This window comes from Streptomyces sp. NPDC050842 (assembly GCF_044456565.1).
Lineage (GTDB): Bacteria > Actinomycetota > Actinomycetes > Streptomycetales > Streptomycetaceae > Streptomyces.
Genome location: NZ_JBITGA010000013.1, coordinates 22,669 through 44,108, shown reverse-complemented (window position 1 = coordinate 44,108; position 21,440 = coordinate 22,669). Strand labels below are relative to the sequence as shown.

Genomic DNA, 21,440 nt, shown 5'->3' with positions numbered 1-21,440 from the left:
CACATCAGCATCCTTGCTGGTCAGCGACGCGCTCGTGGTCTACACCACGGGCGCGTTCTGGCGTGCCGGGAGGGAAGCGGCCGGGGGCGTCCCGTCCGTATGCCGGACAAGGGGCCTGGACTCCACGGGTGGGCTCCGTATTCTCTGCCCACGGGGCTCATGGGCCAGGGCCCGAGCGCCGGAGGTGGTGGACAGTGACGACAGCACCGCACCGCCCCCTGCGCCCCGCCGGTGTGGGCGGACCGCCGGCACCCGTCGGCCGGGAGGAACTCCTCGCCCGACTGGAGCGCGTCCTCCACGCGCGGGGCCGCGCGCTGCTCACCGGACCCGCCGGTGTCGGCAAGACCGAGCTCGCGCTCGCCGAGGCCGCCCGCGCCGAGGCGCGCGGCGAGACCGTCCTGTGGCTCGCGACCCTGCCGTCCGACCGCGACATACCCGGCGCCGCGGCGGCCGCGCTCGTCGCCTCCGTGGCGGCGACGGTGAACTGGCCGGGCCTCGGCGCACCCGTACCCGACCCGTCCGCCCCGGACCCGCGCCCCGCGCCCTCCGCCTCCGGACCCGCGTCCCTCGCAGGGCCGTCCTCGCTCGCAGGGCCGTCGATTCCCGCCGCAAGGGCGTCGAGTCCCGCAGGGTCGTCACCCGCCGGGCAGTTCGGCTCCGCCGGGCAGTTCGCGCCTGCTGGACCGTTCGCTCCCGCCGGACAGCTCGCCCCCGGCGTGCTCGCCTCCGGGGTCTTCGACGAACTGCCCGGCCCCCAGCGCACCGCCGTCGCCATGCTCTGCCGCGAGGCCCCGATCGACGCGGGCGGCTGGGACCCGATCGCCCTGCGCCTCGGCATCGCCCGGATCCTGCGCGCCCTCGCCTGCCGCGGCCCCGTCCTGCTCGTCGTCGACGGCGTGCAGCACATCGACGCGGACAGCGCGGACCTGCTGCGCTTCGCGCTCCATCTGGCGCCGCCCGCGCTGCGGGTCGTCGCCGTCGAGACACCGGAACCGTACGGCGAGATCCACGAGCCGCACGGCGAGAGCCACCGGGCGGCCTTCCGCCCCGAGGACCCGCACGCCACGCACCTCTGGGTGCCGTCGGAAGCGGACGTGCTGCTCGTCCCCCCGCTGCACGCCGACGAGATCGCCGAGCTCCTCATCCACCACCGCCTGCCCTCCCGGATGGCCGGCCGCATCCACCGGGCCAGCGGCGGCAATCCGCGGCTCGCGCTCGCCGTCGGCCGTTCGCTCGCCGACGCCCGCACCCCCGTCCACCACGCGGAGGCGCTCACGCTCTCCGGGCGCGCCCGCGACCTGGCCCGCCAGCTGCTGGGCGCCGCGCCCCTCCCCGTACGCGAGACGCTGCTGCTCGCGGCGCTGGCGCTGCGCCCCTCGGCGACCCTGGTGCGCCGGGCCGGGCGGCCGACCGCGGAGGCGGACCTGGCGGCGGCGGAGCGGGCCGATCTGGTGTCGCTCGCCGAGGACGGCTCGGTGACGTTCACCGCCGGGCTGCTGCCCTCGACCCTGGTGCACGACGCCTGCTGGGCGGAGCGGAGCGCCGGGCACGCGGCCCTCGCGGAGGTCGTCGACGACCCGGTGGAGGCGGTACGCCACCGGGCGCTCGCGACCGACAGCCCCGACGAGGAGCTCGCCGCCGAGGTCGCGGCCGCCGCCGATCTGGCCCGGGGGCGCGGAAACAGCGCGCTCGCCGCCGAACTGGCCCTGCTCGCGGCCGAGTCGACGCCGGGCAGGCACGGAACGCGGCGGATCGCCCGGCTCGTCGACGCCGCCGAGGAGGCCGCGCGTGCGGCCCGCGCCGACCTCGCGATCCGGGCAGCCACCGACCTCCTCGCCCGGGACGCCGCACCGGCCGACCGGGTCAGGGCGCGCCTCGCCGTCCTCGACACGGCCGGCCAGGGGCTGACCGGGCTCGACGAGATGTACGTGCACGCCATGGAGGACTCGGAGGGGGACACCGCGCTGCGGGCCGCGGTCCAGCTCCGGCTCGCCGTCAAGTACGTGCTCGCGGACGGCGATCCGGAGCGGTCGCGGGCGGCCGCCGCCGAATCGGCCGCACTGGCCGCCTCGACGGGCGATCCGCGCACGGCGGCGCAGGCGCTGACCGTCCAGGCGCGGATGGACCGCGCCCTCGGTTCACCGGACGCGGAGGTCGTGCTCGCCCAGGCCCGCGCCCTGGAGCTGGCCGAGCGCCCGCTCGGAATCCGTAACGCCGCACAGATCCTGACGATCCGCCATGCCCTCTTCGACGGTCGCCTGACGGACGCCCGTGACGAACTGGGCGCCCTCCTCCCGCTGGTGCAGCGGCGCGGCTCGGTGGAGGACGCCATCGAGCTCCTCAGCACACTCGCCGAGATCGAGTCCCGGATCGGTCCGTGCCCGGCGGCCATCGCGCACGCCGGGCAGTCGCTCGCCCTCACCCTGGAGGCGGGCCTCTCCCCCGGCCCTGCCTGGTACGCGCTGGCGCTCGCGGAGACCGCGGGCGGCAGCTTCGCGCGGGCCGCGAGCTATGCCCGCCGCAGCGTCCAGGCCTCGGAGGAGGAGGGCGACCGGGTCTTCCTCTCCCGCAGCCGGTACGCGCTCGGCCGCGTCCAGCTCGTCAACGGTGACGTGGCCGCAGCCCTGGAGACGCTGCGGCGCGTCCAGGCCGACGAACGGGCCCAGTCGACCGTGGATCCGTCGATGCTGCGCTGGCACGAGGAGCTGGCCGAGGCCCTGCTCGCCAACGACGCAGGCGACGAGGCCCTCGCGCTCCTCGCGGAGGTACGGCCGGTGGCGGAGCGGCTCGGCCGTACCACCGTGCTCCTCGGCTGCGACCGGGTGCACGCCCTGTGTCTCGCGGCGGAGGGGCGGACGGACGCGGCGGCCGAGCTGCTCACGGGGACGGCCGAGCGCTTCGGTCGGGCCGGGCTGCCGCTGGAGCGGGGCCGGGCGCTGATCGCGCTGGCCCGGGTGGAGCGCCGCAGGCGGCGCAGGTCGGCGGCGCAGGCCGCCTTGCACGAGGCCGCCTCGGTGTTCGAGCGGGCCGGAGCGGCGCCGTGGCTGGCCCTGGCGGGCGAGACCCCGGCGGGAGCGGTGGGCGAGAGCTCCGGCGGCGGCTCGGGCGGCGAGGAGACGCTGCCCGCGCTGTCGGCGCTCACGGAGGCGGAGCTGCGGCTCGCCCGGCTGGTGGGCCAGGGCGCCAGCAACCAGGAGGCGGCGGCGAAGCTGTACCTGAGCGTGAAGACGGTCGAGGCCCGGCTGACCCGGATCTACCAGAAGCTCGACGTCCGCTCGCGCGCCCAACTGGCGACGGCGCTCAGGCCGTGAACCACAGGCCGTGAACCTCAGGCCGTGAAGCTCAGGCCGTGAAGCTCAGGCCCGTGAAGATCGCGCCGTGACGTTCAGACCGTGAAAGGCCGCTGGTCGAGGAAGTCCGGGGCGGGCGCGCCGGTCAGATGGAGGTTCGGGCTCTGGGTCGGGGGCAGTCTGCGCTGGATCGCCCGGTGGAAGTCCCGGTAGCCGCCCCGGAAGGCGCCCCCGTCCCACGCCTCGAGGAGGGCTGCGGTGAAGGCTCCGTTGACGTCGCCGTCGGCCGCGGTCTGGTTGTCCTGGCAGGCCGAGACGAGCAGGGCGTCGGGGTCCGCCCCGTCCGCGGACGCCTCCTCCGCGAGCGACTGCCGCAGCTCGTCCAGGAAGCTCCGGTCGCGCTCGTACAGCTGCCGCTGCTGCGGTTCGGGCAGGTAGCGGCCCCGGTCGCCGTCCGTGACGCCGGGGAGCTCGATGCTGCTGCCGCTGTGGCAGCAGTCGAAGAGGGCGACGATCCGTACGTCGTCGGCGAAGGCGCGGAAGGTCCGCTGCACCTCGTCGTCGAGGAACTGGCGGTCGTAGAGGACGAGGGTCTCGTCGAGGGCGTCCGGCTCGTCGTCCGTACCGGACTCGTCGGGGACCTGTCCGCCGTGGCCCGAATAGGTGAAGAGCAGGATGTCGCCGGGGGCGAGCCGGGCGGCGGCCTCGCCGAGGACGGAGGTGACGTTGGCGACGGTGCCGTCCGGGGTGAGCAGGACGGTGGTCTCGAATCCCGCGGTGCGGGCGATCCGTGCCATGTCGTGGGCGTCGTTCTCGCAGGCGATCAGGGTCCCCGCCCAGCCCTCGTAACGGGCGGGGTCGACCTCGTTGAGTCCGACGTGCAGGGAGAGTCCGGTGGCCATGGGGTGCCTCCTCGTACGGAGGGGAGGGGATGCCGGGGCGGCTGCCGGGGGCGGCTGATCGAGTGGCCTGCGGTCCGGCGCCGAGCGCGACCCTCTCCACGCGGTACTTACATCGTATGAACCCATCCGATGCCCCGCGCTCCGCGGGCGGCCCTCGCGGCGACGCGCTCGCCGACCGCGCCGGCTACGACGAGGCCTTCCTCGGCCCCGTCGTACCGCTCCCGCTCCCGGTCCGCGACACGATCGGGACGGTGGTCCTGCCGTACACGCACTTCTCGGTCGTCTTCCGGCCGGACCGGCGGCTCGCCGCCTCGACGGCCGTGTGCATCGAGGGGCGGGAGCTCCAGGAGGACGTACCCCGGGACGACGTCTGGGAGTTCGACCCGCGGCTGCCCGAGGAGCAGCAGGCCGGCGACGCGGTCTACCGGAACAACAGCCTCGACCGGGGCCATCTGGTGCGCCGCCTCGACCCGGTGTGGGGGCCGGCGGCCGTGGCGGCACGAGCGAATACCGACACCTTCTTCTTCACCAACGCCGCGCCGCAGGCGGACGTCTTCAACCAGGGCAAGCAGCTCTGGCAGGGACTGGAGAACCACCTCCTGGACCACGCCGCCGACTTCGACCGGAAGCTGACCGTCCTCACGGGCCCGGTGCTCCACGACTCCGACCCGCCGTACCGGGGGATCCAGGTGCCGCTGCGGTTCTGGAAGGTCGCCGCGTTCCTCCAGGACGGGGTGCTCGCCGCCGCCGCGTACGTCCTCGACCAGAGCCCCGACCTGAGCCGGGACGCCGAGCGGGCGCTCGCGGGGGCGACGGCGGGGGCGCCGCCGCCCCTGGGTCCGTTCCGCACCTACCAGGTGCCGGTCTCGGACATCGCGGAGCTCACGGAGCTGGAGTTCGGGCCGCTGCCGGACGTGGACGTCCTGCCGGCGGCGCGCGGGCCGGAGGATCGCTGGCGGCGGCTCGAGTCGTACGGGGACATCGTGCTGCACGCCTGACGCCCGCCCCCCCCTGGCGCCGCCGGGGCGCCGGGCCGCCGGGCTCTCGGCCGCCGGGCCTCTGGGCCGCCCGACCGCCCACCACCGGACCAGCGATTGCGACGGGTACGGCCCGGTGAAACGATGAGAAGGACCAGCCAGTTCGCCGGACAGGTGCGGTATGCCGCTCACCGAGACGGAGTGGGGGCTCGTCGCCAGTTGGGTACGGGCCCATCTCCTGGACACGCCAGAGCCACGGGAGAGCCTGCTGCGCGCGGGGCTGCCCGCCGACTTCGTCCAGGACCTGCCGCTCACCCCCGACCCCGACCGGAACGCCCTGGTCGTGGTCGGGGCGGCCCGCAAGGACATCGCCCACCAGCGCCGGCTGCTCGCGGTCCTCGCCGGGCTCGACGCACTGGCCGCGATCGACGATCCGCACTCCTTCGAGCAGGGTGCGGAGGCCCGGAACCTCCTCACCCGGCTCCGGGACGACGAGCGGCTCGACCGCTCCCCGCAGGACCCGTTCCAGAGCCTGCTCCTGAAGCACGGCACGGTCGCGTTCCTCGACCGGTCCGAGCTGCGCGAGAAGCTCCGGGGCTTCCTGGCCGACCCGGAGCAGACGGTCCTGGTCGTCGACGGCCCTCCGGACAGCGGTCGCTCCTATACGTACGAGCTCATCCGCCACCTCGGCCAGCACTGCGGCTTCCGGCCGGTACGGGTCACCCTGTCCCGCACGTCGACGGCGGCGCGGCTCATGGAGCGCCTCGGCGCCTTCGTCGCGGAGCCCGGCGTAGGCGGAGGCGCCTTCGTCGGCGCGGGAGCCGGCGCCGGCTCCCGCGCCGACGAAGGCTCGTTGAATCCGACACGGTTGAACGATCCACTGCCCTCGTACGAGGACGCCGCGCACCGGATCGTCGGCCGGGCGACCGCCGCCGAGGAGAGCTTCTGGATCGTCCTCGACGACTGCGACCGGCTCGACCCCAACTCGGACGTGTGGGACTGCATCGGCGTCCTCGCCCGGGCGGTCTACGAACACACCCCGGTACGGCAGGAGACCGCACCCCGGCTCGTCCTCCTCGGCTATTCGACGTCGATGCGCCAACTCCCGTACGAGATCCGCAAGAACGAGTGCCGCGACACCACACGCCTGCTGGACGAGGACGATCTCCGCGCGTTCTTCCGGGAGTTCTTCGGCGAGTTCGTCGCCGTGACACGGGACCCGGAGGACGAGGGCGTCGTCCGCGACCTCACCGAGACGGCCGTCTCCGAGGTCCTGTGCGCCGCCGACAGGCCCGGGGCGGAGGACAGTTACATGCGGCGGGTGTGCAACGCCGTGGAGGACGTCGTACGGCTCCACCGGGTGTTCCCCCCGCTGCCTCCCGCACCCGGGGACGCCGGCCGGCTCCTGCGTGACGCCCTGCGCACGAGCCTCGCCGCACCCGCGCCCGACCTGCCCGACCTGCGCAAGTCCTACCGCGAAGCCGCCTGCCTCCTCCAGGAGTTCGACCCGGCGCTGCTGCGGCTCCCCGGCGAGGAACGCTCCACCGGCCGGGCGGTCCTGGAGCTCGTCGACGACTGCACGGCCCTGCCCTCCCCCGGGGCCGCGGTCTGGACACTGAAGCCCGAGATCCGCGAGACGGCCCTCGCGAGCCTCGCGGGACCCGACGCCGCACTGCGCGCCCTGCTGACGAACATCGGCCTGCGCCCCGAGGGCCCCGGCCCCGAACGCACCGCCCTCACGCTGCTCACGGGCGCGGGAACGGGCGCCGTCGACGGCATCGGCCTCCGCACCGGCGGAGCGGACGCCGACGCGCTCTGCGACACCCTCCAGGCCGTCCTCTGGCTCGGCCGGGTCCCCGGCGTCACCGGACTGCCGCCCGTCGACGACGTCCAGCACCGGCTGGAGGAGGCGCGGCTGCTCCAGCCGATGCACCGCCTCCTCCAGGGGACCTTCCACGGCCGCGCCGCCGAACTCGACTCCCTGCACGCCTATCTCGCACTCCCCGAGGAGCCGGCGGAGCCCCCCGTCCTCATCCACGGCGTGGGCGGCATCGGCAAGAGCATGCTGCTCGCCCGGTTCGTCGTCGACGCGCTGGCCGCCGCCCCCGCCCGATTCCCCTTCGCCTACCTCGACTTCGAGCGGCCGACGCTCTCCATCCACGAACCCGCCACCGTGATCGCGGAGATGGCACGCCAGCTCGGCATCCAGCACCCAGGACACCGCGCCGCCTTCGACGCCCTCGCGGACGAGTGCGAGCAGACGGCGGCGGTACAGCGCGGCGAACGCAACGAACTCGACGAGCTCTACCAGCTCTCCACCACGCGGGCGACGATCGGCCGTGACTACTCGGCGGACTTCCACGCCCGGGCCAGCGCCCGCGAGCAGGAGCTCGCCCGCAGGATGGCGGCCCTGGTCGCCGAGGCCGTCCGGCCTCCGGCCGGGGGTTCGGTCCCGGCGGGGGGTTCGGTCCCAGCGGGCGGCTCGGCTCCGGCGGGCGGCTCGGCCTCAGGCGGTTCCGCCCCGCCCCTCCTGATCGTCATGGACTCCTTCGAGGAGGCCCAGTACCGGGGTTCGCCGGTGATCGCCCGCATGTGGGCGATCTGGACCGCGCTGCGCGCCGCGTACTCGCGCCTGCGCTTCGTCGTCGCCGGACGCGCACCCGTCGACCACCCGGCACGCGTCCTCACCCCGCGGACGATGGAGCTCACCGAGCTGGACCAGCAGGCCTCCGTCGACCTGCTGATGTCGTCCGGGGTGGACGACGAGACGGTCGCCGAGCGGCTCGTGGACCGGATCGGCGGCCATCCGCTGAGCCTCAAGCTGGCCGCCCGAACGGCGGTCGCCCTCGGCGCCGACTCCGCCTCACTCGGCGAGCTGCTGCGCGGACTCCCGTACCGGCGCCGCTACTTCGACAGCCAGGTCGACCAGATGCTCATCCAGGGCACGCTGTACGACCGCATCCTCAAGCACATCGCGGAAGACGACGTCCGGGCCCTGGTCCAGGCGGGCCTCGCGCTCCGCTTCATCACCCCCGACCTGGTACGGCACGTCCTGGCCGGACCGGCCGGGCTCCGGGTCGACACCCCGGCGGAGGCCCGCCGTCTCTACGGGCTGCTCACCTCCAGGGTCGACCTGATGGAGTCGGCCGGCCCGGAGGCGATCAGACACCGGACCGATCTGCGGGCGATCATGCTCCGCCTGTCGGACCGCGCGCGGACCGATCTGATGCGGGCCGTCGACCGGAGCGCCGTCGCGTACTACGCGGCCCGCGAAGGGCCCAGGCACCGTGCCGAGGAGATCTACCACCGGCTCCGGCTCGGCGAGAACCCCCGTACGGTGGAGGCGCGTTGGGAGACGGGCGTCGCCACGTACCTGGGAGGCGCGACCCACCGCGAGATGCCGGACCGGTCGGCCGCCTTCCTCCTGGGCCTGATCGGGGGCCACGTCCCCGACCAGATCATGACCGGGGCCGAGCAGGAGGACTGGGAGCGGATCGCCGCGCGCGAGGTCGAGGACCTGCTCACCCAGGGGTACGTGGAGGCCGCGGCGCAGCGGCTGTCCGAGCGTCGGCCGTGGACGCCGTGCAGCAGGCTCCACGCGCTGCTCGCGGAGACCCTCGCCCGCTCGGGGCGGAGCGCGGACGCCCGCGAAGGCGCCGAGGCGGCCGTGGGCCGGGCGGCGGAGGCGGGCTGCGCGGAGACCCAGCTCGAACTGCTCCAGCTGTCCGCGCGGCTCGCGCAGGACGCGGGCGACTTCGCCGACGCGGACCGGGACCTCCAGGAGGCCGAGGAGATCGCCGACGGCCTCGGCCTGCGGTACGAGTCCCTGGGCGTCCTCGTCGCACGGTCCCGGCTCGCGGCCCTGGCGGACGGCGACGCCGCTCCGGCGGAGGCACGGCTCGCCCGGACCCTGCGCGGGATGCCCGACGCGGAGCTGGCCCGCCAACCGTCCCTCGCCCGTACGGCGGCCGCCACGGCCTGCCGGGCGGACCCCCAGCTCCTGGAGCACACGCTGCGGCTCGTGGGGCTCCCGGCGGACGAGGACGCGGTCGTGAGCGAGCTCGCCCACTGGATCGACACGACGATGACCGACGAGCCCCGGCTTTGCGAGCCGCTGGCCCGCATCCTGGACACGGCGGCCGGCGAACCCCCGCGAGCGGAACCGCGGGCCGGGGCGGCGGGGACGACCGCGCTCCGCATGGGCCGCGAGCGGATCGAGGGGGCGCTGCGCGAGGCACGGCGGCGCGGCACGCTGGACAGCGTCGCGCGCCAGGCGCTCATGCTCCGCGACGGCAGCGGGGACCTGCTCCTCGGCGTCGCCTCCGCCATGGACGCGGGCCCGGCCGCGCACGGCTCCACCCCGTACGCACCAGTCCCGCACGACCCCGGCGCGTACGACCCTGGCGGGTACGAACCCGGTGCGTACGAACCCGGTGCGGACAACCCCGGTGCGTACGAACCCGGTGCGGACAACCCCGGCGCGTACGACCCTGCCCCGCACGGCCCGGCCCGGCACGCCACCCTCACGGCTCCCGTCCCGCCGCCTCCCGACCCGCCCTCCCCTCACCCGCCCCCGCCTCCTCCTCCCACCGGCCACACCCTCCCCGACTCCGCGACGGGCTCGTGGGCGACGCCCCGCATGGCCGCGCGCCCCCGGCGCGGGAGCGTCGGTCTGTGGACGCAGCCGCCGCCCGACGCCGCCGGCGCCGCGCTCCGCAAGGAGCCCTTCCTGCCCCAGGAGGAGCTCGTCCGGGTCCGCAACGCCGCCCTGGAGGCGGGACTCGCCGACCCCGTACTGCGCCCCGCCCTCCTCAAGGGCATCCCGGCGCACTTCACGGCCACCCTGCAACGGCCGATCGGGCCCCTGCAACAGGTCCACACCGACCTGAACGCGATGAACCAGGTGGAGCGCCTCATCGACGGCCTGGTGCCCCTGGAGATCTGGCTGCACAACGCGATCGAGCAGACCCCCGAGCAGGGTCCGCGCGCCGTCCTGCAGGGCGCGCTCGACACCGTGGCGCGAGAGATCACCGGCGAGGCGGCCCTGCCGGCGGACATGATGCCCGGCGAGTTCAAGGAGGAGATCGTCCTCCAGGACGACACCGTGCCGTACGAGTTCCTCCACGGCGGCATCCGGGCCGGCGCCTCCGTCGCCCTGCTGAGGATCCCGCCGTACGAGTCGGGGACCCCGCTCCTCCCGTCGTACCCGCACGGCGGCACGGGGTGGATGGTCGCGCCCGGGCTGCTGATCACCAACCACCATGTGGTGATGGCGCGTTCGTGGGAGTCGGGCGTCCGGCCGTTCGTGAGCGACGAGGACCTGCGACTCCAGGCGCTGATGTCCCGGTCCCGCTTCGACTTCGTCGAGAACGCGTCGGCCTCGCCCGAGGTGACCGCCGGCGAACTCGCCGCCTGGGACGAGGCGCTGGACTACGCCATCGTGCGGCTCACCGCCGAGCAGGCGCCGCGGCCGACGCTCAAGGTCGCCACCCGGCCGCTGCTCGTCCGGGAGCGCCAGCGGGTACCGGTCAACATCATCCAGCACCCGGGCGGTCTGCCGAAGCGGGTCGCCCTGCGCAACAACCTGGTCTACCGGGCGGACGAGCGGGACATCCTGTACTTCACCGACACGCGCGGCGGCTCCTCCGGCTCGCCCGTGTGCCTCGACGACTGGACGGTGGTGGGACTGCACCGCGGCACACAGAAGGTGGACGAGGTCGAATTCCAGGGCGGGAAGACGAAGTTCGTGAACGTCGGCACGCAGATGAGCAGCATCATGACCCATCTGCGGGAATCCCGACCGGAGTTGTACGACGAGATCGTGGCCGGCCAGTCGGGCCGGCCCGCCCCTGGGGGACGGACGCACGGGTAGCCGAGGTGAGTGACCATGCCGAACAGATCACGCAGCGGGGCAGGGATCGGATCGCCCGTCGCGACCGGCGCCGAGCAGATCTTCGGGGACCTGCGGGAGGTCGCCGCCCGCGTCCGGGCGGATCTGGAGGCGGAGATCTCCGAGTCGTCGCTCGAACTGCCCGCGGACGTGGCACCCGCGACCGAGATCTCCCGCTTCGCCCGCGAGGAGCGGGCGCGGGTCCTGGAAGCCGGGGTCACCGGCCTCGAGAAGCTGGCGGCGCACCGCGAGGACGAGATCGACGAGGACGAGTCCTTCGGTGTGGAGGCGATCGTCCTCCTCCAGGGCCGCCCGGCGATCCTGGTCCAGCGCCAGGACTTCGCATCGCAGCGGGACGAGTGGGCGGTCCTCGACGGCCAACGGGCCGCCATCAAGGAGACCTTGGCCCGGGTCGGGCGGGTCGAGGTCACCGGCCATCCCAGCCTGGACTGGATCGGCACGGCCTTTCTCGTCGGCCCGCGTACGGTGATGACGAACCGTCATGTCGCGGCGGAGTTCAGCAGCTTCGAAGCGGGCCGCGACAGCTGGACCTTCGCGTTCGGCATGTCGGCGCGGGTGGACCCGGCCGAGGAGCTTCCCCTGGAAGGCGACGCTGTCGCCGCTCCGTCCTCCGCCCCGTACGAGATCACGGAGATCATCGGCATCCACCCGGACGTCGACATGGCCCTGCTGCGGATCGAGCCCTCGGCCTCCGACGGGCTTCCGACCCCGCTCGCGGTCGCCGCTGACGCCCCCGCGAGCGTGCCGGGCCGCCCGGTGTACGTGGTCGGCTACCCGGCCTGGGACGGCCGGCGCAACGAGCCCGAGTCGATGCGCCGGATCTTCATGGACGTGTACAACGTGAAACGGCTCCAGCCGGGCGCGGCCACCGAGTTCACCCCCGGCAGCCTGGTGATGAAGCACGACTGCTCGACGCTGGGCGGCAACAGCGGCTCCCCCGTCCTCGACCTCGCCGACCACCGCGTCCTCGGCCTGCACTTCGGTGGCCGCTACCGCAGCGGAAACCTCGCGGTCCCGCTGTGGGAGCTGGTCGACGACCCCCTGCTCGCCCGCGCGGAGGTCAACTGGGTCTAGAGCGCGCCCTCCACCACGGTGAACGTGCCCCGGGCGGTCGTCCCGTCCGGCCGGGTCCACTCGGCGGTGACGCCTCCGAGCTCGGAGACACCGTCCGAGCCGTCCGAGCCACCCGTGGCGCGCAGCACGCGCCGTACGCGCAGGGCCAGTCGGGCGGTCTCGTCGCCGGACGTCCGTACCACCACCTCGGTGTGATCGGCGCCCTCCGTGACCCGTACGAGCTCCGCGCCGTCTCCCGCGCCCTCGGTACCGCCCAGGGCGAGGGAGGCGGAGACCGTGAGGTCGGGCGTGTCGTTCACGGACTGGGCCTGCGCCACCGCGCGCCCCCGCAGCAGGGCGTACAACTGCCCGACGAGGACGGGGTCGTGGGCTCCGTCGTAGATCCAGCGGGTGCCCAGGACGCCGTGCTCGGACGTGCCGATGAGTGCGTGGTCGGCGCCCTCCAGCGGAGCCCCGCGGTAGGTCATGGGCACCAGGTAGGCGGCAGCCCCCTCCTCCGCCCCGTCGGTCACCACCATGAACTCGATCCCCACCTCGCCGGCCGGGTCGTCGAGCCGGAACCCTCCGGCCCTCGCCGGGCTCGGCCCGCCCTCCCGACCGGCGTACCAGTCACGGGTGGGCAGCCACGAGGCGAGCAGCTCCATCTTGGTGGGCTGCATCGTGGTGTGGTGGATGACGGCCATCGTGCGACTCTTCCTCTCGACCGGGCGAACTCACGGGCCAACGGAACCTAACAGACGGTTCCCGGGTCACCGCGCGGGGCCGCCCGGCCGGACCTGGCCCGGGAGGTCGGGTGGCGTCCCCGGCTGCTGACGGCCGACGGCCCGTCGGTCAGCGGTAGTACCCCTCGACGACGGCCCGGACCTCGTCGAGCAGCGCGGGGCCGTCCTGCGGTACGGGCGGCTTGCCGCCGGCCGGCCTGATGTCCAGGAGTTGTTCGCCGGAGAGGGCGAACACCACCCGCCGCAGCCCCGCCAGCCGGATGACGGGCTCGCACATCCCGCAGGGCTCGCAGCTGGTGTACATCGTGGTCTCCGCCGCCGTGGCCGCGTCCAGCTCCCGCGCGGCCCAGCGCGCCAGCTTCAGTTCGGGGTGCGCGGTGATGTCGCGGTCGGTGAGGGTGGTGTTGTACTCCTCCGCCAGCACCGTCCCGTCCGGTGCCGCGAGCAGCGAGCCGAAGGGCGGGTCGCCGCCGTCCTTCGCCTTGGCCGCGAGCGCGATGGCCCGGCGGAGGAGGGTGTGGTCGTCGTGAGTGATCATGCGATGGCTCCGTTCAGTCGTGGGACAGGGAAAGGGACCCTGCCACGGCGGTGAGTACCTGCCAGGCCTTTTCCGGGTGGTGTGTCTCACTCGGATTCCCTGCGTACGGGTCGAGGACGACGGACTCGGCGCCAAGCAGCCGCAGTCGGTCGAGGTCGTCGAGGATCTGGTCGAGCGTGCCGTGCCCCGCGAGCCGGTCCGCGCCGGTGACCGGTGCCGCGGTGACCTGGAGGGCGATCCGCGGGGCCAGCGCCGGCACGGGGAGCCGCAGCTCCTCCGCGGTGGCCTTCAGCCGGTCGGCGCCCTCGCGCAGCCACGGCAGGGTGGGGCGCAGCGGATGCCAGGCGTCCCCGAGCCGTACGGCTCGCCGCACCCCCGCGTCGCTGTTGCCGCCGACCCACACCGGAATCCTCCTCTCCCCGTAGTCCGCGGTGTTCGCCCACGCCTCCCGGACGCCCCGCAGGTGCTCGTCGGTCAGCCGGCCACGGCGCTCGAAGGGGATCCCGAGGGCGGCGAACTCCTGTCGCGCCCAGCCCACGCCCACGCCGAGGACGAGCCGTCCACCGCTCAGCTGATCGAGGTTGGCCGCCATCCGGGCGGTGAGCAGCGGGTGCCGGTAGGGCGCGATGAGCACGGTCGTGCCGAGCCGGACGCGGGTGGTGAGGCCGGCCAGCCAGGAGAGGGTGGTGAACGGCTCGTAGAAGGGTGCCGGATAGCGCTCGGCGACGTCGGGTGTGACGGCGATGTGGTCCGAGACCATCAGGAGGTCGTAACCCAGGCCTTCCACGGTCCGGGCCCAGTTCCGCAGGACTCCGGGGTCGGTGCCGGGTCCAAAGTTGAGGATGTTGACTCCGATCTTCACGAGAACGAGGCTAGCCAGGCGGCCGGGGCCCGCAGAAGGGCTTCCCGCCTGTTCCGGGGCCCTTCGGCCGTGGATCCGCCGGTAATCTGGCCGGATGACCGAGACCCTCGACGCGACGGACTGGGCGATCCTGAGGGAACTCCAGAAGGACGGCCGGATCGCGTACACGGAGTTGGCGCGGCGGGTGAACCTGAGCGCGTCGGCGACCAAGGAGCGGGTGCGGCGGTTGGAGGACGCCGAGGTGATCACGGGGTTCCGGGCGGAGGTGGACCTGGAGCGGACCGGCTACCCGGTGCTCGCGGTGGTCCGGCTGAAGTACCCGGGGACACGGCACGAGCCGTTGCGCCGGCTGCTCGGTGAGCGCCCGGAGTTCCTGGAGTGTCTGCGTACCACCGGGGACGACTGCTACGTCCTGAAGGTGGCGGCCACGTCGATGTCCCATCTGGAGGAGCTGGTCGACGCGCTGGCGCAGTTCGGGAGTACGACCACGAACCTCGTCCTCAGCCGGACGCTGCCGTTGCGCGGACCGGCCGAGCCGCGAGCGGACGTGCGCGCGGCTCGCTGAGATCCGGAAGGGGCGCGCGATACCGACCGCGCGCCGTCCACGTCCGACCGCACGCTCCGGCGAACGGGGCACAGGGCACTGGGGACTTCCCGACCAAGATCAATAGCCTGACGTCCGGCGCGTGACCTCGCGTCTGTCGGACAGAGAAGGCAAGCGACTCCCGTGAAACTCCCGATGTTGCAGCGCATGGCCTGGCTCACCGCGGCGACCGCGCTGCTGACGACGCTCGGCTCCGCCCCGGCAGGCGCCGCCGGGGAATGGCAGAAGGTCGGTGCCGACGCCCGCAGCGGTGTCAGCGGTCTCGCGTACGAGGGCACTACCGAGGACGGAACCGGCGTGCGCGTCCTGGCCGTGCACGACAACAAGCGCTCGGGCCAGCAGCGGCTTTCCCGGATCACCCACCGGGAAGGCTCCGACACCGTCTCCCCACTGACCTGGGACGGGCCGGAGCCGGTCGACCTCGAGGCCATCGAGGCCATCCCCGGGATGCCGGGCGAGTACCTGGCGCTGACCAGCCGCGGCGTCCTCTTCCGTGTGAAGGTCGCCGGGTCCACGGCGACGGTCGTCGACTACACGCCGCTGCCGGCGATCGGCGAGGGCGACGACTTCGAGAGCTTCGCGCTCGTCGCGCAGAACGGGAAGCTCGCCGCCCTGTGGGCGGACCGGGGTACCGGCCCGGACCGTCCCGCCACCCTGTACGCGGCGCCGCTGACGTTCGCCGCGTGGGGGCAGCCGCTGTTCGGCGCGGTGACGAACCGGACCTACCGGTCGACGCACCCGGACGACGCAGGCACGCGGCACATCTCCGACATCGCGGTGACCGCCGCCGGCCGGCTCGTCGTGGGTTCGGCGGCGGACGCCGGCGACGACGGCCCGTTCGACTCCGCGGTGAGCGACGCCGGCCGGGTGACGATCTCGGCGACGGGCCGGGTACGGGTCTCGCTCGCGGCCTCCCCGACCGTGCTCGGGACGTACCCCCAGTACAAGATCGAGGCGGTGGAGTGCCTGCCCGACTCCACGGACACCCTGCTGGGCACGGACGACGAGAACCTCGGCGGCTACGTACGGACGGTGTCCCTCTGCGGCGCCTGAGCACGACGTGACCTGACGGACTCCGGGGCCTGATGGGGCCCCGGAGTCCCCTTTGCGTGCACAGACCGCGAGGACCGGGCTACGCTGCGGGTGCAGCTGGTTCGCCCCCGTCAGCCGGACGGGACGCGTCGTAAGAGGGAACCCGGTGGGAATCCGGGACTGCCCCGCAGCGGTGAGCGGGAACGACCGCCGTCATCAGCACTGGGCCCGGGAAGGGTCTGGGAAGCGACGGCCATTAGGTGTCCTCCCCCGTGAGGACGTGCCCGCGAGTCCGAAGACCTGCCCGTTGCCCGCACGCGGACGATTCCGCGCGCGGATGTTCCGGTGACCTCGTGGGCGGGTCGGCGTACAGAGCGAGAAGGACGACCGCGTCGCACCGCGCCGGGTCGCGCCGTCCGTTCCGTCACCCCTTCGTGCCCTCGTCCCGTCACCGGGATCTCAGGGATTCATCTCGCGAAGGAGATCTCCGTGACCACCAAGTCCGCAGCCGCGGCAGCGCAGGCCACCCTGTACGGCTACCCCCGCCAGGGCGCCGACCGGGAACTGAAGAAGGCCGTCGAGGGCTACTGGCAGGGCCGCGTCACCGCCGACGCCCTCCGGACCACCGCCGCCGACCTGCGCCGCACCACCTGGCGGCAGCTCGCCGCCGCCGGTATCGACGAGGTCCCCACCGGCGACTTCTCGTACTACGACCACGTCCTCGACACCACCGTCATGGTCGGCGCGATCCCCGCCCGCCACCGGGCCGCCGTCGCGGCGGATCCGCTCGACGGGTACTTCGCCATGGCACGTGGCACCCAGGACGTCGCACCGCTGGAGATGACCAAGTGGTTCGACACCAACTACCACTATCTTGTCCCGGAGTTGGGTCCTGACACGGTCTTCGCGGCCGACTCCTCCCAGCAGGTCACGGGCCTCAGGGAAGCCCTCGACCTGGGCCTCGGCGCCCGGCCCGTCCTGGTCGGACCCGTCACCTACCTGCTTCTCGCCAAGCCGGCGCCCGGCGTGGCGGCCGACTTCGATCCGCTCACCCTCCTCGACCGGCTGCTTCCGGTGTACGCCGAGGTCCTCGCCGACCTCCGCGCGGCGGGCGCCGACTGGGTGCAGCTCGACGAGCCCGCCCTCGTCCAGGACCGCACCCCGGCGGAACTGAACACCGCCGCACGCGCCTACCGCGACCTCGGCGGCCTCACGGACCGGCCGAAGCTCCTGGTCGCCTCCTACTTCGACCGGCTCGGCGACGCCCTCCCGGTGCTGGCCAAGGCGCCGGTCGAGGGGCTGGCCCTCGACTTCACCGAGCGGGCGGCCGCCAACCTGGACGCGCTCGCCGCCGTCGGCGGCCTGCCCGGCAAGCGACTCGTCGCGGGAGTGGTCAACGGCCGCAACATCTGGGTCAACGACCTGACCGCGTCGCTCACCACGCTCGGCACCCTCCTCGGTCTCGCCGACCGCGTCGACGTGGCGGCCTCCTGCTCCCTGCTGCACGTCCCGCTCGACGCCGCCGCGGAACGCGACATCGATCCGCAGATCCTGCGCTGGCTCGCCTTCGCCCGCCAGAAGACCGACGAGATCGTCACCCTCGCGAAGGGACTCTCGCAGGGCACCGGCGCCATCACCGGCGAACTCGCCGCCAACCGCGCCGACCTCGCCTCGCGCGCCCGCTCCCCCATCACCCACGACCCGGCCGTTCGCTCCCGCGCCGACGCCGTCACCACCGCCGACACCCGCCGCTCCCAGCCGTACGCCAAGCGGGCGAACTCCCAACACGCCGCCCTCCGGCTTCCGTTGCTCCCCTCCACGACCATCGGCTCGTTCCCGCAGACCGCGGAGCTGCGGACCGCGCGGGCCGACCTGCGGGCCGGGCGGATCGACACCGCCGGCTACGAGGAGCGCATCAGGTCCGAGATCCGGGAAGTGATCGCCTTCCAGGAGAAGACCGGCCTCGACGTCCTGGTCCACGGCGAACCCGAACGCAACGACATGGTCCAGTACTTCGCCGAACAGCTCACGGGCTACCTGGCCACGCGCCACGGCTGGGTCCAGTCCTACGGCACCCGCTACGTCCGGCCGCCCGTCCTCGCCGGCGACATCTCCCGGCCCGCACCGATGACCGTCCGCTGGACGGCGTACGCCCGGTCCCTCACCGCCAAGCCCGTCAAGGGCATGCTCACCGGACCGGTCACCATGCTGGCCTGGTCCTTCGTCCGGGACGACCAGCCCCTCGCCGACACGGCCCGGCAGGTAGCCCTCGCCCTGCGCGACGAGGTGAACGACCTGGAGGCAGCGGGCACTTCGGTCATCCAGGTGGACGAGCCGGCTCTCCGCGAGACCCTGCCGCTGCGCACCGCCGACCACAGGACGTACCTGGCGTGGGCGACGGAGGCGTTCCGCCTCACGACCGCCGGAGTGCGCCCGGAGACCCAGATCCACACCCACATGTGCTACGCCGAGTTCGGCGACATCGTGCAGGCCATCGACGACCTCGACGCCGACGTCATCAGCCTGGAGGCCGCCCGCTCCCACATGCAGGTCGCCCGCGAACTCGCCGCGCACGGCTACCCGCGCGAGGCGGGACCCGGCGTCTACGACATCCACTCCCCGCGCGTCCCGAGCGCCCACGAGGCCGCCGAACTGCTCCGCACCGGCCTCGAAGCCATCCCCGCCGAGCGGCTCTGGGTCAACCCCGACTGCGGTCTGAAGACCCGAGGTTGGCCCGAGACCCGCGCCTCCCTGGAGAACCTGGTCGCGGCGGCCCGCACCGTCCGCGCGGAACTCGCCACCCCCTGACCGTGCCGTAGGGCCAGGGAATCCCCGCGCCCCCGCCCGAGCGGCGGGGGCGCGGGGATCACGAGCAGCACAGGCAGCACACACAGCACGGGGATCACGGGGAGACCGTGGCGGCCGGTGGCGTCCAGCGGCGAGTACGGGCCGAGGCGGACGAGAGGCCGTACTCCTTCCTGAGGTGCTCGGGGATGGCGTAGTGCATGACGCGTCCGCGGGTGAGGGAGGACAGTTCGAGGACGGTGGTGAGGTGGCCGAGGCGGTCCAGGGCCCACGCGCCGAGCGGGGAGCGGTCCTCGATGGTCTCCAGGACGCCGAGGAGGTGGGGGACGGACTTGACGAGCGTGTCCCAGCGGGTGCGGGGGACGTCCAGCCAGTCGGCGCAGGTGTCGCCGACGAGGTAGCGGATGAGCGCGGAGACGACCGGGTCGAAGAGGGTGCCGGGCACGACCTCCTCGTAGAGGTCGATCAGCTGCCGGGTCAGATGGGATCCCTCCGGGGAGGGGCCCATGTGGCGGATCATGTACTGGTCGAGGAAGCGGCGGGCGTCGTCGAGGGTCTTCGGTACGGCGTCCTGGTCGACGCCCAGCATGGCGCCGACCACGCGCCAGGCGTAGTAGTAGGCGTCCGCGCCTTCGGAGGTCATGTGGATGCCCAGGCGGTGGAGACTGTCAAGGACGAGCATCGAGAAGAACATCTGCCCGCCGATCATGTCCTCCTGACAGATCGGCACCCCCAAGGCCCCGGTGTCCCAGCGGTCCTCGCGGGTGAGGTGGTGGCGGATGGAGGCGTGGAGCAGGCGGACCTTCTGCGCGGCGGGGATGAAGCGACTGCCCGCCTCGAAGGCGTCGGGCCGCATCAGGTAGACGGTGAACTGGCCCGTCTCCGCCATGCGGTTGGACGGGTAGCTCAGACCGTGTGTCGTCGACAGCAGCCTCGCCACGTGCGGCACGAGGTAGCAGGCGGGCATGGCGGCGAAGGACAGCGCGGTGGAGATGTGCACGTTGTTGTCGATGAAGAACAGCCGGGCCTTCTCCATCTCCCCCCAGTCCACCCAGGCCGGCGGGGCGCTCGTGGCCCGGAGGTACTCCCGGGCGACGTCGGGCAGCCCGTCCGGCAGTGGAGCGCCGACGGTGGAGACGTACCGCATCAGGGTGTTGAACGTACCGACCTCGCCGCGTTCGAAGAGCGCGGCGACCGTGGCGTCGGCGAGTTCGTCGCCGGTCTTCCGCAGGGCGTCCGTCGACGCCTCGGTCCGGGTCATGGCAGGGCTCCTTGTTCTCCTGGTCGTCCGTCGGTCCGCCGGTCCGTCAGGATCGGCGGGCCGCCGCCGAGTACGCCAGGGCGGTGAGCGCGGCGGCGGCCGGCGCGGGCAGGTTCAGCGCGTCGAGGGCGCGGAGCGCCTCCTCGACGCGCGAGGTGATCATGGCCTCGACCCGTTCGGGTGCCCTCAGCCGCCGCATGACCGCGCGTACGGCCTCCAGGGCGTCGGGGTCGTCCGGCCGGCCGAGCAGGTCGCGCAGCCGCCCGCGGTCCTCGTCCCCGGCGAGCCGCCAGGTCTCCGCGAGGAGGGCGGTGGGCCGATGGCCGTGTACGTCGTCGGCGCCGGCCTTTCCGGTGACCTCCGGGTCTCCGAACAGGCCGAGCAGGTCGTCCCGCAGCTGGAACGCCTCGCCGAGCGGCAGTCCGTACGCCGAGTAGCCCTCGCGCAGCCGCCGCCCGGCCCCGGCCAGGGCGCCGCCGATCGACAGGGGCTGTTCGACGGTGTACTTGGCGGTCTTGTAGCGGATCACCTTCAGGGACGCCGCCGTGTCCGGGGCGGCGCCGGTGTGCAGGATCTCCAGGCACTCGCCCGCGATCAGGTCCCGGGCGAGCGCCGCCCAGAGCGGACGGGCCCGGCCGAGGTAGGCGGCCGGCAGTCCGCTGGTGACGAAGAGCTGGCCGGCGAGCGACATGAGCAGGTCCCCGACGAGCATGGCCAGCGACCGGGCACCCGCGGCGGGCCGCGGGTGGTGCTCCACCGCGTCGCGCAGGGCCAGGTGCGCGGTGGGCCGGCCGTGCCGCAGGGGACTGTCGTCGATCAGGTCGTCGTGCACGACCGCGGCCGCGTGCACGATCTCCATCGAGGCCGCCGCCCGCAGCAGCGCTTCGCTGTCGGGCTGCCCCACCGCACGCCAGCCCCAGTAACAGAACGCCGCCCGCAGCCGCTTGCCGTCCGCGACCGCCGCCTCCACCTGCTCGGCCACCGGGCCCAGCGCGGGATCGACCTCGGACAACAGGTCGGCCTCCTGGGCGACGTACCGCCGGAGTACGTCGTCGACGCGTGCCTTGAACGCGGCGGCATCCCAGCGCTCAGACGTCATCGTCGGCCCGCCGGGCCAGCACGTGCCGGGCGAGAACCTCCAGGTGGGCCGGTGGCGGCGACGCGTACCTGTCGAGGACGAGGCGACCGCGCGCCTCCAGGTCCCGCTCGGCCTCCACCGCGACCTCGGCGGCGTCCGATCGCCTCAACAGGCCCCGGACGGCCCCGAGTCCCGCACTCACGGTGCTCACCGCCAGGTCGGCGAGCCCCGCCGCCAGCAGCACCGCCCGCTCGTCCAGGCCCGCCTCGGATCCCGACTCCCGCGTCATACCGTCCCCCGCCCGCGGCACGTCCAGAGCTCCGTGCCCCGGCCGCGCTCTCACCGCCACGTCTCCCCCAGCGTCACGCCCGCCCGGGGAACGGC

14 protein-coding genes and 1 riboswitch are annotated in these 21,440 nt (G+C 73.8%); of the genes, 7 read left to right on the top strand and 7 right to left on the bottom strand.

The features are described 5' to 3' along the window. Positions 1-194: 194 nt before the first annotated feature. A complete protein-coding gene (locus tag ACIBG6_RS34445; RefSeq protein ID WP_399226648.1) occupies positions 195-3,311 on the top strand; it encodes an AAA family ATPase in 3,117 nt (1,038 codons plus the stop codon). 74 nt (positions 3,312-3,385) lie between these two features. Here the strand turns inward: ACIBG6_RS34445 and ACIBG6_RS34440 are convergent, their stop codons facing one another. Next, a complete protein-coding gene (locus tag ACIBG6_RS34440; RefSeq protein ID WP_399226647.1) occupies positions 3,386-4,192 on the bottom strand; it encodes a caspase domain-containing protein in 807 nt (268 codons plus the stop codon). 116 nt (positions 4,193-4,308) lie between these two features. Here ACIBG6_RS34440 and ACIBG6_RS34435 point away from each other — a divergent pair, with 116 nt between their 5' ends. From ACIBG6_RS34435 to ACIBG6_RS34425, 3 genes are all read left to right on the top strand, one after another. Next, a complete protein-coding gene (locus tag ACIBG6_RS34435) occupies positions 4,309-5,190 on the top strand; it encodes a DNA/RNA non-specific endonuclease (protein WP_399226646.1) in 882 nt (293 codons plus the stop codon). Between the two features lie 160 nt (positions 5,191-5,350). Then, positions 5,351-11,041: a trypsin-like peptidase domain-containing protein gene (locus ACIBG6_RS34430; protein WP_399226645.1), complete on the top strand. Its 5,691-nt coding sequence runs from the start codon at positions 5,351-5,353 to the stop codon at positions 11,039-11,041. A 15-nt stretch (positions 11,042-11,056) separates the two neighbouring features. After that, on the top strand, positions 11,057-12,154 hold the full coding sequence (locus tag ACIBG6_RS34425) for a trypsin-like serine peptidase (protein WP_399226644.1): 1,098 nt from the start codon (positions 11,057-11,059) through the stop codon (positions 12,152-12,154). Here ACIBG6_RS34425 and ACIBG6_RS34420 read toward each other — a convergent pair. From ACIBG6_RS34420 to ACIBG6_RS34410, 3 genes are all read right to left on the bottom strand, one after another. Next, on the bottom strand, positions 12,151-12,837 hold the full coding sequence (locus tag ACIBG6_RS34420; protein ID WP_399226643.1) for a 1,4-alpha-glucan branching protein: 687 nt from the start codon (positions 12,835-12,837) through the stop codon (positions 12,151-12,153). The two genes, ACIBG6_RS34425 and ACIBG6_RS34420, sit on opposite strands and share 4 nt — an antisense overlap. Before the next feature lie 148 nt (positions 12,838-12,985). After that, the gene (locus tag ACIBG6_RS34415; protein WP_317601043.1) at positions 12,986-13,414 is read right to left on the bottom strand and encodes a nucleoside deaminase; all 429 of its coding nucleotides are present in this window, start codon (positions 13,412-13,414) and stop codon (positions 12,986-12,988) included. Between the two features lie 13 nt (positions 13,415-13,427). Further along, a complete protein-coding gene (locus ACIBG6_RS34410; RefSeq protein ID WP_399226642.1) occupies positions 13,428-14,276 on the bottom strand; it encodes an LLM class flavin-dependent oxidoreductase in 849 nt (282 codons plus the stop codon). A gap of 94 nt (positions 14,277-14,370) precedes the next feature. Here ACIBG6_RS34410 and ACIBG6_RS34405 point away from each other — a divergent pair, with 94 nt between their 5' ends. From ACIBG6_RS34405 to metE, 3 genes are all read left to right on the top strand, one after another. Beyond that, entirely contained in the window at positions 14,371-14,841 is a 471-nt protein-coding gene (locus tag ACIBG6_RS34405; protein ID WP_399226641.1) for an Lrp/AsnC family transcriptional regulator, read from the top strand. A 186-nt stretch (positions 14,842-15,027) separates the two neighbouring features. Then, positions 15,028-15,933 (top strand): hypothetical protein, encoded by a 906-nt coding sequence (locus ACIBG6_RS34400; RefSeq protein ID WP_399226640.1) that lies wholly within the window; start codon positions 15,028-15,030, stop codon positions 15,931-15,933. Positions 15,934-16,064: 131 nt separating this feature from the next. Next, positions 16,065-16,214, top strand: a riboswitch (cobalamin riboswitch). A gap of 187 nt (positions 16,215-16,401) precedes the next feature. Continuing rightward, on the top strand, positions 16,402-18,720 hold the full coding sequence (metE, locus tag ACIBG6_RS34395) for a 5-methyltetrahydropteroyltriglutamate--homocysteine S-methyltransferase (RefSeq protein ID WP_399226639.1): 2,319 nt from the start codon (positions 16,402-16,404) through the stop codon (positions 18,718-18,720). A 94-nt stretch (positions 18,721-18,814) separates the two neighbouring features. On the opposite strand, the gene ACIBG6_RS34390 is transcribed toward metE, so the two are convergent. From ACIBG6_RS34390 to ACIBG6_RS34380, 3 genes are read right to left on the bottom strand one after another with little or no spacing between them, the layout of a single operon-like run. Next, positions 18,815-19,978: an oxygenase MpaB family protein gene (locus ACIBG6_RS34390; RefSeq protein WP_399226638.1), complete on the bottom strand. Its 1,164-nt coding sequence runs from the start codon at positions 19,976-19,978 to the stop codon at positions 18,815-18,817. A gap of 46 nt (positions 19,979-20,024) precedes the next feature. After that, positions 20,025-21,077, bottom strand: a complete 1,053-nt coding sequence (locus ACIBG6_RS34385) for a polyprenyl synthetase family protein (protein ID WP_399226637.1) — start codon at positions 21,075-21,077, stop codon at positions 20,025-20,027. Next, positions 21,067-21,345, bottom strand: a complete 279-nt coding sequence (locus ACIBG6_RS34380) for a polyprenyl synthetase (RefSeq protein ID WP_399226635.1) — start codon at positions 21,343-21,345, stop codon at positions 21,067-21,069. The genes ACIBG6_RS34385 and ACIBG6_RS34380 overlap by 11 nt, the downstream gene beginning before the upstream one ends. Positions 21,346-21,440: the final 95 nt, after the last annotated feature.